The organism is Segatella copri (assembly GCF_019127135.1).
GTDB lineage: Bacteria > Bacteroidota > Bacteroidia > Bacteroidales > Bacteroidaceae > Prevotella.
Genome location: NZ_JAHOEA010000005.1, coordinates 89470 through 100258 on the forward strand (window position 1 = coordinate 89470; position 10789 = coordinate 100258).

Below are 10789 nucleotides of genomic sequence, written 5' to 3' on the forward strand. Positions count from 1 at the left end.
GCTATTTAACGGATTGAATTGTTAATGCTACGTTGCTGTAACCTGCGTGTATGCAGTCTTCTCTCGTCACAGCGAAAGAACTCAACTGGACAGTAGGCTTGCGTGCCGCTTCGGTATTGAGGACAACACCGGAACCGGATTTCAGCGTAAAATAAAATTTGGTATCCACCGCTTCTGACTTGCCTCTGACAATCATGCGAGGTGTATAGGTCACAGTGCCATTACCTGCCTCGTCCTCGCTGATAGACTCATCAGCGGGTGTCGGGTTCGGCTCGATGTCATACGGATCCGACGCGTCGATGACTGTCTGGAAATCAAATCCCAACAGATTATCCTTGCCCATGGCTTTGTCATTGTAGACCTCTACCATGTACTCACGCGTGCAATCGACCTCAGAAGCCTTAACAGTAATGGTCTTGCCGTTTGCTCCTGCTATCTGCTCCCAACCCGTGAGGCTGTTGGTGGCTCTGTACCACTTGTAATATAGCCCTGATGTCAGCGTCTCGTTGGCCAGCGTGGTTTTGGCTTCGAGTTGGCAGCTATCATCCTTGTCGTTGAGTACGAAGTTATGTGTGTCGTTAGCCGGAGCCTTGATGCTTACACGATACGCAACGCCTGTGTATGGTCCGACCGGTATCTCGTATACCGCCTGCACCTCATCGGTAATCTCCTGCTGGTTGGATCTCTCGGATACTTTGCCGACCATCTTGATGTTGATGGCAGTATAATTGGATGCCTTAACCAGGTTATTGCATATCTTCAGGCCCCAGTAGAACTGCGATGCACTGGGTCTGATAATCTCGAAGAGACCTTCGAAGAGACCGGTTGATTTGCCAGAGCTGTTGAACGGAATCTCCGTCTCGTTGAAAAAGAACTGCATGGAGACAGGTGTCGTGACACCATCAGCTGCTCTTGACGAGAGGACTACGAAGTAGAGCTTAGGCTGCGACTTCGAAAAGTCTGGATAGACGATGACGGTATCGCCGTTCTTCTGGTACTCCTGGTAGAGATCTCCATCCGGAGACTGGATAGACGGCGTGAAAGTGCCCATCTTCTGCAGGAACGTGATGTTGACCGATTTGCTAGCACTACTCATCGTTTGCCTCCTCTCTCATGATGAATCTGCTGTCCATAGCAACAGGCAGCTTGTTGCATACTTCGCCGTCCTGCTCCTTGCGGGCTGTCTTGCCGTCCATGGCGATAGCGCCAATCTTGGACAGCGTCTCCTCAAACACGATAGGATCCCCAAGCGGCAGGATGTCCTGGCACCAGAGAATGAAGTTGCCGTCTGGAAGTTCTGTTCTGTCCTCGGTCAGCTGGAGGAACTCCACTACCTTGCGGTTTGCCTTGATGTATCTTTCCATATTTTAATTAAAATGTTTATTAGTGAAAAATAAACGGATTGCCGTCTGCGTCCACGAAGACCTTGCCATCGGCATCCATTGCCAGAGCTAGAGGATCGAGGTCTTTGACTTCCAACGCGAGGATAGCTCCTCTGTTTGGATCCAGAAGTTCTGTAGAAACACTCGGAGACATGCCATGTCCGACGAGGACAGCATTCTCGAAGTGTACCGAATTATTCGGTGCCATCCACCAGAGTACCTGCAGCTCTCTCGTAGGGTTCTCTATCTCCCCTGCATTGTCGAAAATGGTTGCACTTGGGTTGACCACCTTCGTGTCAGGCAGCACCTCATCGACCGTATCAAGCATGTCGTAATCGTAGAACGGAATTCTACGGACGATGTTGACTATCTTGAATGGTGCGGCATCAGACAGTTCTACGCTTCCCGGATTGCCTGCTGCAGAGTATCTTGCTCTACACCTGATGCAGATGCGCTTACCCATCAGAGAGCGGTCTAGCGTGACTGATGCGCCATCAGCAGATACCTTGATATCTAAATCATCTGCAGTAATGGCAGAGAACTGCCCTCTATCACGGAGAATTTCCCAGACGAACAGTCTCTTCTCCTTAGCGCACTCTTCAGCCCCTAGGCGCAGAGAAGCGCTGATGACCTGCTTGTCGGTATCACGGAGCGGGTTGTAGTAGCGGTCTCCGCTTGACAGCAGGAGCGTCGGCTTGTAGATGGTCGCATTCTTGCAGTTGATGGAGTAGTCCATCGTAATATTGCGAACTTCGTTTGTTCGGGTGTCCAGGTACTTCGCCTTGAAACGGAGCAGTATCGGCTTCTGCGGTGCTGCGTTGATGTACCAGAGCAGCTTGCCTGCATCATTGCCTGACGATGTGATGACATGCTGCTTTGGTATCGTTACCAGCGCATTTCCCTCCACTCCGTCTACAACTCTGTACCAAGCGATGTCGGTCAGTTCGCTGTTGACACGTCCACTCTTGAGTATGCCATCTCGGTCAATCATGCTTATAACCGGCTGCAAGGCGCATGGTGTCAGCCTGTAATCAGGAGAATACTCATCCTGATCAGCATCATAGGTCTGTTCGAGCGGAACGCTGCCTGATACGGACTTGGAGTAATGTACCTGCAGAGGCGTGTACTTGATGTCTAATCTTTTGTATTTCATTTTTTATATGTTATTAAACACATTCCAGTGTGATGGAATCTTGGGCGACCTCATCGCCCAGGCCATCACGAAGTGTAACAGTTGCCGTGAACCTAATCTTAGCCGGAACTCCCTCGCTGTCGACGGAGAGGTCTGACTGGGTCAGGACGATAGCCTTGCCCGCCTTGGAGCCGACTTCGAGTGCCCAAATATTGTCGCTGGTTACTCTCTGTTCACCAGCCTTATTCTCCGTGTATCTGGTCCAGGCTACATCGCTGTCGAGGATATCTGAGGTGATATCCTGGCCGTAGAGCGTAGCAACGATAGTCAGCGGAGCCCGGAAGTTGTCGAAGTCATAGATCGTCTCGTCTTCGAGAAAGTCAATGGTGAAGGCAGGATTGCCCTCTATCATCGCCCAGTCGGTATTGTTCCATCTTGGTGCGGTATGGGTACCGGTCTTCTGGCATCGCCACTTGCACCCTGTATACCAAACGTCGGAGGTCTCGTATTTACCGGTTTCCGGATTGAGAGCTGAGCAGAAATATTCTGCTGTCTCTGACCATGGTCCCCGGTCTACAAAATCGACAATCGGTTTGCCATGATAGTCAATCTGTATGATATCCTGGGTGATGATGCCGGCTGCATAGAGATAATCCCTGCCCTTGACGATAGGAAGGTCGAGCGACTTGACGAATTCAGGCATGTCGCCGAAGACCATGCCGTAGTTGTAATCGTCGAGTATAGGCTTGGTTACGCCCGTCAGCTTGACGATGCGCCCCTCGGAACTGGAGATGTAGAAACAGCTCTGCAGCGACTCATCGGTCTGGTTGCCATAACGGGCGATATTCATGAGCTCACATGGCGGAAAGTTCTTGCCTGCCGGAACTTCGGCATCAGGATAGAGGGTGACCTCGATGTAATTCTTAACCGCGTTGACGCTGTTGACTCTCATCCACGAGGTGTAGTAATCAGCCGAAGTGCCGGAATTGGCTGCCGAGGCGATGTTGTTGACAACGCCCTTGATGACGTTGCCTACATGCTGAGCCGTGAAGTATCCACTATACTTTGAGCGGAGGTGCAGGCCATAGCAGTTATCACCCAGGCTGTCAACGCTCTCGATGGTGTCGCTCTCTGTGAAGAAAGTGTCACCCTCCTGCGCTGACAGACGGTTGACAATCAGCTCCATGACCCGCATGTATGTGCGGACGGTGATGCTCTCAACCTCGGCATTGCCTCTGTCATCAACCTGCCCTCCCTTGCCGTTGTATAGTCCGGACACGAAGTCACCGAACTGTGCACCCGCCTTGAGCTGCGCCATCTGCTCGGAGATGAGTCCACGCAGGAAGGTAATCATGCCCTCGGCTGCATCGTCATGCTTGCGGCTGAGGAAGGCATCGGAGGTTTCGTCAGCACAGAAGTGCAGCAGCGAGAGGAAGGCGTTGCCGATGCGGTTTGCCGTGTTAGCCTGCAGGCGCCGCTCGTCTCTGATGCCCTCGAAGAGGGACTGAAGTGCACTCTTGTCTAATTTGTATGCCATTTGCTATTTTTGTTGCAAAGATAATATCTCGATGGAATCGGTAAAAATACGCTCCCTAGAGGTTGCGTGCTGCTCCTATGCCCCTGAAGATCTCTGTGAGGGCTGATGCCATCAGACCATTGTACCGGTCGCCGTAGAAGGTTGCCTCATGCTCGTTGAGCTTCATGACAGATGAGTAGTACTTCTGAGAGAACCAGTCACGGCGGCCTTTAGGTTCGCCACCGGCGACACGACCGCCCCAGGCTGGACCCACCTTCTTCGGTTTATCGAGATTGTTGTCTCGGCGGTATTCATCGCCCAGGAAGTTGAGGTCGCCGTTGTTGATGCGGTGGACTTTCTCGCCTCCCTGTGCCTCGGTCCACTTGTACCACTCATGTGCCGGACCTACACCTGCAGCTACATAGATACCGTACTGCAGGAAGTTGTGCTCAATTGTGGTCACAGAGCCCTGCTCCAGGTGCGCCTTGATGGAAGCGTATAGGCGGCCGGTATCGATGGTACGAAGCCGCTCCATGCGCTCTCGCCAGTAGTCGCCCATTGCATTAGCCCATCCTCGCTCATATCTGAGGAGATCGTCTATTTCTGCGTCTGCCATAGGCTCTCGTCATACTGAATGTCGATAGGTTCGTCTGATGTGACCATGAAGTAGAGTCCTGTGACGCCATTCATGGACCATCTGCCCAGTTCGCTCGAATAGACCTGCGTGAGGTCCAGGAACTCCATCTGTCCGTCGTATGCCTCTCGGCTCTTGTCGTATAGCATGCGACTGAGGAACTGGCGGAAGATATATCTGCAGATATTCATTTTCGCCTCTCGGTCTGCCATGTCATCGCGCCGGTACCCTGCCAGGATCCAGACGGTATAGACGTTGCGGTCGAAGAAGCCCTCTCCGATGGAATGGGTGTTGCTGTCAACGGTGTCTGACACCATGATGAAGTTGGATGCCTTGCGGAACTGCTGCATGACACCTTGGATTGAATCAGGTCCCGAACACTCTGTTGCGACGAAATTATAATCCCTGCAGGTTCTGCATTCGGCAGCCAGCTGCTTGAAATAGGCGATGGAATCGAAGATTTTCTCTGTCATGTGCTGTAAATTTAACTATTTTGCCTGTTGCGTTTCTTGAACTCCTCTGCCTCCCGAGCCTTGTTGTCCAGCTCTGTGAGGGCAGCCCAGCAGTCTGTATTGTAGACTGCCTGCAGTTTGGTCACGTCACCATCGGTAAGTGCCCTGATCTGCGCCTGCATTGCTGGCAGGATGTCCTCACGCCGCAGCTCGCCGCCCTCTCTGGCTGGTCTGAAGAAGTGAGGGAAATTGGCGGCAAAATACTCCTTGACACTCGAGAACCACATGAAGACTCCGAGGAGTTCGTAAGGTTCAAATTTAGCGGTTTCACTGGCAGAACCGCCTGCTGTTCTGTACATGAGTTGCGCCATCTTCAGCAGGAATCTGTCCTCCTGCTTGAGCATGAAAAGCTGGTAGTTCTTCTCGATATTGAGGTAATCGTAGAAGCTGATTTCGTGAAGCAGGCTGTTTACTGCCTTCAGCTGAACGTCACTTGCGACCTGTAGAGGCCGAAAGTCCGTAAAGGAGTCGATGAAATCGAAGTTTTTGAGCAGAGAGAGGATTTCAGCAGCGCTGATGTATAGGACTCTCTTGCGCACTTTTCCAGTCTTAGCATCGCCATTTTCACCGCTTTCATCGCATTTAACGCTGCATTTCCACCCGGTTCTGGTGTACTTATGTACGGTAAGTCCGCAGAACCTTGCGAGAAGGTAGCATTTGATAACGGTATGATCCTGGAACGTCGACATGATGCTAAGGACATAGCGCAACTGATCCTCTGAAAGTTCCGCCCACGTTGACGGCGCCTTGAAATTGAACTCTTGTGTACCATCTTTATGAATTAAAAACGAAGGCAGGTTTTGATTTTTCATTCTGAAATTCTTTGAAATGATTAGCCTTATATGCCGATGAATTCGCATATAACGGGAATTTATCGAGATTTGCATCAAAGTATCTGAGCAGTCTCGCACGCTCGTTGGAATAGGCTGTCAGCAAACCCTCAGCCAGGAAGATCATGCATCTGCGCACCTTGAAGATGATTTCTACAGCTTTGTCATCCTTGTCCTTGGCTCCCCGCTCCATCTCTAGCAGATCATCCATCTGCTCGTCAGATATGACCCTTCGCATCACCCCATCAGCTTCGTAGAGTGCTGACAGTTTATCCTTCCACTGCTTGGATGATAGCTCCTGCTTCACCTGGAAGGCATACTGCTCGATGCTGAAGACTAGAAGCGGTATGCTCATCTTCGCCTGCAGGCTCTCACCCCACCCTTCTGTTGCAGACAACCAGGTAATCATTTCGCCCTCTGCCTTCAAGCATGCGACCATACACTGCTCTATCAGCGCCTCTACTCTCGCAGATGATGCAGGAGAGACCTCGTTGTTGGCAACTACTCCGAAGCCTGTCGGAGTGAGTACCAGGTCGAGATGGCGAACGTTGCCGAGGAATGCAGTCAGGCACACTGCCTTGACAACTGCAGCCGATAGCCGTTCATTTGTCTCCAGCGCTTCCTCACCAACGTAGCCGAGGAAGCGCTTCTGAATATTGTTGTATGCCTCATAGAAATGAGGTCTCACAGACTCGAACACCTCAGAGTGCGAGCTTGTCGCTACGAGGATGCTCTGCTCGAAGTCATCCTTGCTGATTTGAATCTTCATTTTTGCCATTATTGTTTGAAACTATTGATGTCTGTTGGTCCTTATTTTTGTCTAGTGTCGTGAGTTCTATCATCGGCACGTCTACGGTCACTCCTCGGTCGGCATAGCCATTGTAGTGGGAGATGACGTGGTAAGGCTTGCACATGATGTCGTGGCAAGCCTTCTCGAGCGACTGCTTGAGGATGAAGAGCTCTCGCTTGTCTGAGCCGGAATTGTTCATCTGACTCTTGCCTGGTGTGGCTCCGATGAGGTTTGGATGCACGCCCAGCGAGAAGCAGAGGGCGTTGGATGCCTCGCTCATGTCGTCTGCCCAGTCGCCACCCTCCTTCTTGCTGCCCTCAGAGAGGTTGATGATGCGCACCATGCGCTGCTCCTTGCCGTTGGGGTCGAAGTAATAGCCCGTGATGAGCGCCTTGCCGGCATTCTCCGGACCGCACACGAAGTTGATGATGTTGTCCTTCTCCTGCAGGATGCGCTCCTTGCGCTTATCCGGGTCGATGATGTCCTCGTTGTTGCAGAGTTCCTCCCAGTAGTCGCGGTGCACCTCTATCTGGATGCGAGGAGCGGAGGTGTTCTTGATCATGTAGCGCTTGCCGATGCCGATGAGACGGTAGATGTCGTACCAGGCATCGTCGAAGATGCTGGCATAGTATGGTATCGGATAGTACTGCAGTCCGGGTGTCGGAATGCGTGAAATGATGGCAAACTTGCAGTCCTTGCCCATCTCAGGAGCCTTGCCCCTGATGCCGGTATATGGATCCGGAGCCTTGCCCATGCGCGCCATGAGGTCGCCCAGCGGGTCGTAGAGGTCGAGGAGCGGGATGACTTCGGTGTGGACAGGCGACATGACGTTGCGGAAGTCGCCGAAGAAGACATGCTCTATGCGTCCCTTCTCATTTGGTACCTCCAGGCGGCAGTAGGAAACGTCCTTGTGGCGGATGTTGACTATCTTGGAGTGGTCACGGCTCAGGATGATGACCTCTACCGACCAGAAGAAGAACTTCATATCTGTAGCCTGCTGCATGAAGACCTCATGGATGGAGTTCTTCAGGCAGAAGTCGCGAATCTCTGCGTCGGTGGTGTCCTGCTTGGTCTCCCTGTCCATGAAGCGCACGCCCTGCCCGTAGCAGCACTGGACGTTGAAAGCCATGGCTCGCTGCGCCACCATGTTGCGGCGCAGCAACTGCTGCAGGGTGTATGGCATGTCGTTGTCATCGCCATAGTTCACATACTCGAAGAGCTTGCCGTCTGAAGTCTCCAGGATGCCCGTGGTGGCATCGCCCACCTCTCCAGAACCCAGGAAACTGGTATCCTGCCCATACTGCTGCTCGATGGTGGTGGAGTCTGTTACCCTGCTCACGCCCTCTGCCACGAGAGCGTAGCGGCTGTAGGAACCGCTGGTTCCTACTTGCTGAAGCTGATATTTTTTCTGTTTCATGTCATAAATATACTGGTAAGCCCAGGAACTGGTGAATGTAGATATCCGGAACGGTGCGAACCTCGGCATTTGCCGGATTGACGAGGCGGTGGAATCCGCCACGCCAACTGCTGCCCCTGACCAGCCATCCTGTATAGTCGACGGTCTCGCCGTCTGATGTCCACGCCTTCAGGTTAATGGTTGAGCGGTCTCGCTCTGCCTTGGCCAGGAGGCGCAGCACCTCTGTGAGGTGGTAAGCCGTGCGTCTCATCAGTTGAAGGTGTTGTCAAAGGTGTTGTCGAAGATACGGCCGGCTCGCTGCAGGTCAAGCACGTTGTGCTGGCGCTGTGCGTAGGTGTAGCTGAAGGTGAAGCGTGGCACGCTGTCGCGCAGGTTGTCACGTTTGGATTTTGAGTCTGACAGGGTGACGCGCTTGCCCACCTTGGCAACGCCTCCGATGAAGTTGACCAGATAAACCTCGTCTGAGCGGAAAAGATCATCTGCCCAGTTTGCCATGTCTGTGCCCAGATAGCCCGTATCGGCGTTGAAGGTGCGCTGCTCGGTGATGCGGTAGTTTACCCTGATGCCGCCCATGTAGGCTGCATCGCGGGTGTACTGCGGGTCTACTTCGTGCTTGCCTGTGCAGTAGATGAGCTCCTGGCAGCCGAAGCTGTTGGTGAAGAGCAGAGTAGGCGCCACATCACGCTCCTCGCTGTCTATGATGAAGGTCATGGAGCGTGAGCCTGCCTCTACCACGTAGTAGAGAAGGTCGGTGTCCTCTGTCTCGAACCGTGACGGAGAGACGTCGATGGTGGTGTAGAGGTCGTTGCCGCCGGTGGCTGGTGCGGTAAACAGTTTTGTGGTTTTGTCGGAATAGTGTGCGGTGACTTGTGCCGCTTCCTTGCCCATGTAGTGGAGATACTCAAGTCGCCCCATGTAGGTGGTCTTGTGTCCATCGAGCAGGGTTAGGAAGTGGGTTGTGAGGAATGTAGAGCAGTCCACGCCCACGATGTCTACGGTAGAATAGTAGACCTGAAGGTTGACTGTCTGCGTATCGGTGACTGTTGCCGAGTCGGTGTCTCCGGAGTCCGGAACCTGTTGCTCGGCGATGGTGATGGTGGCTGTGACTGCCAGCCTCCGACGTGCATAGGGACGGAAGATGTCGGCAAGGTCGCTCACTCTGACCTCTCCATCGGCAGGATAGAGATACTCATCGTAGATGGTATCATCACCTATCTTGATGGTGACGAGCATGCGGGTCTTGGCCGTAAGAATGTCGATGTCGGGGATGTTCTCAAGGAAGAAACTGCCCGACGGAAGTGATGTGATGGTCATATATTATCTTTTTTGATGCAAAGATAATATGGAGATGGTAAAAATAAAAATACGGCTGACTACCCTCACGGGCGGTCAGCCGTATCAAAGCTTTTCAAAACTTTGTAAAATTTTTCGTGCTGCAAAGGTACGAAAAATTATGCATAACACATGGTAGTATAATAAAATATATGAGTTTTTAACTTAAACCAGGCTGTCTGGCCTGACAACTCTCTCCCAGATAACCCATGCCACGGTTCCGTCTGGCTGCGTGGCTAAATAGTAGCCATGCTCCTGAAGATACTGGTTGACGGCTTCTATTCTGACACCGCCCATGTCATCAAGTTCCGTGGCGATATCCTGGGTCGTTTTGAAACTCTTCTTGTATTCAAGACCGGTGTCTTCATCCTTCACAGGGAGGCAGCTGCGGAAGTGGAAGTAAGCGTCGAGCAGGTCCTGCTCAAACTGCTCGCTGTTGAATTTTTCTGTATTTCTTGGCATAATCTTCATTTTTTAAAGGGTTAAACTTAAATACCGTCATCTGGGTGCTGTCGGTACAATGCCGACTCATAGAGGTCAACCCAGTAGCTCAGACGGGAAGCCCAAAGGTCGTATTTGGTCTGAAGCCTGGAAATACGTGCCTCCTCTCGCTCCAGTTCTCTGAGGTATCTGCCGACAATGCGGTGGGAGACTGGATTAACACAGTATCTCGACTGAATCTTGGCGTACTCCACTAGCTTGTACAGCTCAACACGTATTCTATCAAGCTCCCACCAACGTTCATTGAGCGCATCGCGAATGCGACGACGTCTGAAATATAGCAAGATAACGTCTCTCTTGACTTTCTTCTTATTCTTTTTCATGCCTAATCTTTGTTTATGGTTTTCCACATGGCTAGAGTCATCTTGTATGGCTCAACCTCTTTAGCTCCATACCTAAGAGCATAATAGCGATGATCATACCATCGGATAATAGTCTGCTCGTGTGGCGCATCATCGATGAAAACAACAGAACCCATTGTATTGTATCTTCTCTGAAATTTGATTTCCACCTTATGGGCGTTCATCTGCCTGCCTTCAATAGCGAAGAACTTGCACCTGATGATATCCTTGGCTGTCAGCTTAGCTGTGCGTCTTCTGCGGTTTCTACTTTTCTTCATCATTCACTCCTCCTTTCTTGTCTTTGGTCCAGCCTGGGTGCAGGAGTCCTTCTTCTGCTCCCGAAAGTACCCCCCCAGCCCGTCCGAGAACGGCCGTTTTGGGGTGTATCACATAGGGTAGAAC

The 10789-nt window shown here is 51.9% G+C and carries 14 protein-coding genes; all 14 read right to left on the minus strand.

The window, feature by feature from the left end; genetic code table 11:
* Position 1: 1 nt before the first annotated feature.
* Positions 2–1096 (minus strand): hypothetical protein, encoded by a 1095-nt coding sequence (locus KSW37_RS02530; protein WP_217313203.1) that lies wholly within the window; start codon positions 1094–1096, stop codon positions 2–4.
* Entirely contained in the window at positions 1089–1364 is a 276-nt protein-coding gene (locus tag KSW37_RS02535; protein WP_217313204.1) for a hypothetical protein, read from the minus strand. Before KSW37_RS02535 ends, KSW37_RS02530 begins: the two co-directional genes overlap by 8 nt.
* Before the next feature lie 19 nt (positions 1365–1383).
* Positions 1384–2535 carry a hypothetical protein gene (locus KSW37_RS02540; RefSeq protein ID WP_217313205.1) on the minus strand — a complete coding sequence of 384 codons (1152 nt, stop codon included), beginning with the start codon at positions 2533–2535 and terminating at the stop codon, positions 1384–1386.
* A 13-nt stretch (positions 2536–2548) separates the two neighbouring features.
* Positions 2549–4051: a hypothetical protein gene (locus tag KSW37_RS02545; protein ID WP_217313206.1), complete on the minus strand. Its 1503-nt coding sequence runs from the start codon at positions 4049–4051 to the stop codon at positions 2549–2551.
* Between the two features lie 55 nt (positions 4052–4106).
* Positions 4107–4646, minus strand: a complete 540-nt coding sequence (locus KSW37_RS02550; protein ID WP_217313207.1) for a hypothetical protein — start codon at positions 4644–4646, stop codon at positions 4107–4109.
* Positions 4628–5137: a hypothetical protein gene (locus KSW37_RS02555; RefSeq protein ID WP_217313208.1), complete on the minus strand. Its 510-nt coding sequence runs from the start codon at positions 5135–5137 to the stop codon at positions 4628–4630. Before KSW37_RS02555 ends, KSW37_RS02550 begins: the two co-directional genes overlap by 19 nt.
* Before the next feature lie 11 nt (positions 5138–5148).
* Positions 5149–5988 carry a hypothetical protein gene (locus KSW37_RS02560; RefSeq protein ID WP_151201759.1) on the minus strand — a complete coding sequence of 280 codons (840 nt, stop codon included), beginning with the start codon at positions 5986–5988 and terminating at the stop codon, positions 5149–5151.
* The gene (locus KSW37_RS02565; protein WP_217313209.1) at positions 5951–6784 is read right to left on the minus strand and encodes a DUF6712 family protein; all 834 of its coding nucleotides are present in this window, start codon (positions 6782–6784) and stop codon (positions 5951–5953) included. Before KSW37_RS02565 ends, KSW37_RS02560 begins: the two co-directional genes overlap by 38 nt.
* Positions 6750–8213: a hypothetical protein gene (locus KSW37_RS02570; RefSeq protein ID WP_217313210.1), complete on the minus strand. Its 1464-nt coding sequence runs from the start codon at positions 8211–8213 to the stop codon at positions 6750–6752. The genes KSW37_RS02565 and KSW37_RS02570 overlap by 35 nt, the downstream gene beginning before the upstream one ends.
* A gap of 1 nt (position 8214) precedes the next feature.
* Complete coding sequence (locus KSW37_RS02575) at positions 8215–8463, minus strand: maintenance system killer protein (protein ID WP_119227470.1); 249 nt, start codon at positions 8461–8463, stop codon at positions 8215–8217.
* Positions 8463–9527, minus strand: a complete 1065-nt coding sequence (locus KSW37_RS02580) for a hypothetical protein (RefSeq protein WP_217313211.1) — start codon at positions 9525–9527, stop codon at positions 8463–8465. Before KSW37_RS02580 ends, KSW37_RS02575 begins: the two co-directional genes overlap by 1 nt.
* A 183-nt stretch (positions 9528–9710) precedes the next feature.
* On the minus strand, positions 9711–10007 hold the full coding sequence (locus tag KSW37_RS02585) for a hypothetical protein (RefSeq protein WP_217313212.1): 297 nt from the start codon (positions 10005–10007) through the stop codon (positions 9711–9713).
* Between the two features lie 26 nt (positions 10008–10033).
* Entirely contained in the window at positions 10034–10369 is a 336-nt protein-coding gene (locus KSW37_RS02590) for a hypothetical protein (RefSeq protein WP_217313213.1), read from the minus strand.
* Positions 10370–10371: 2 nt separating this feature from the next.
* Positions 10372–10668: a hypothetical protein gene (locus KSW37_RS02595; RefSeq protein WP_217743421.1), complete on the minus strand. Its 297-nt coding sequence runs from the start codon at positions 10666–10668 to the stop codon at positions 10372–10374.
* Between the last annotated feature and the right edge of the window lie 121 nt (positions 10669–10789).

Excerpts from the sequence above, each read along its gene's own strand:
- KSW37_RS02560 (WP_151201759.1), bottom strand. The coding sequence starts at position 5,988 with ATGAAAAATCAAAACCTGCCTTCGTTTTTAATTCATAAAGATGGTACA.
- KSW37_RS02590 (WP_217313213.1), bottom strand. The coding sequence starts at position 10,369 with ATGAAAAAGAATAAGAAGAAAGTCAAGAGAGACGTTATCTTGCTATAT.
- KSW37_RS02565 (WP_217313209.1), bottom strand. The coding sequence starts at position 6,784 with ATGGCAAAAATGAAGATTCAAATCAGCAAGGATGACTTCGAGCAGAGC.
- KSW37_RS02550 (WP_217313207.1), bottom strand. The coding sequence starts at position 4,646 with ATGGCAGACGCAGAAATAGACGATCTCCTCAGATATGAGCGAGGATGG.
- KSW37_RS02535 (WP_217313204.1), bottom strand. The coding sequence starts at position 1,364 with ATGGAAAGATACATCAAGGCAAACCGCAAGGTAGTGGAGTTCCTCCAG.
- KSW37_RS02545 (WP_217313206.1), bottom strand. The coding sequence starts at position 4,051 with ATGGCATACAAATTAGACAAGAGTGCACTTCAGTCCCTCTTCGAGGGC.
- KSW37_RS02585 (WP_217313212.1), bottom strand. The coding sequence starts at position 10,007 with ATGCCAAGAAATACAGAAAAATTCAACAGCGAGCAGTTTGAGCAGGAC.
- KSW37_RS02555 (WP_217313208.1), bottom strand. The coding sequence starts at position 5,137 with ATGACAGAGAAAATCTTCGATTCCATCGCCTATTTCAAGCAGCTGGCT.
- KSW37_RS02580 (WP_217313211.1), bottom strand. The coding sequence starts at position 9,527 with ATGACCATCACATCACTTCCGTCGGGCAGTTTCTTCCTTGAGAACATC.
- KSW37_RS02530 (WP_217313203.1), bottom strand. The coding sequence starts at position 1,096 with ATGAGTAGTGCTAGCAAATCGGTCAACATCACGTTCCTGCAGAAGATG.
- KSW37_RS02540 (WP_217313205.1), bottom strand. The coding sequence starts at position 2,535 with ATGAAATACAAAAGATTAGACATCAAGTACACGCCTCTGCAGGTACAT.
- KSW37_RS02575 (WP_119227470.1), bottom strand. The coding sequence starts at position 8,463 with ATGAGACGCACGGCTTACCACCTCACAGAGGTGCTGCGCCTCCTGGCC.
- KSW37_RS02595 (WP_217743421.1), bottom strand. The coding sequence starts at position 10,668 with ATGATGAAGAAAAGTAGAAACCGCAGAAGACGCACAGCTAAGCTGACA.
- KSW37_RS02570 (WP_217313210.1), bottom strand. The coding sequence starts at position 8,213 with ATGAAACAGAAAAAATATCAGCTTCAGCAAGTAGGAACCAGCGGTTCC.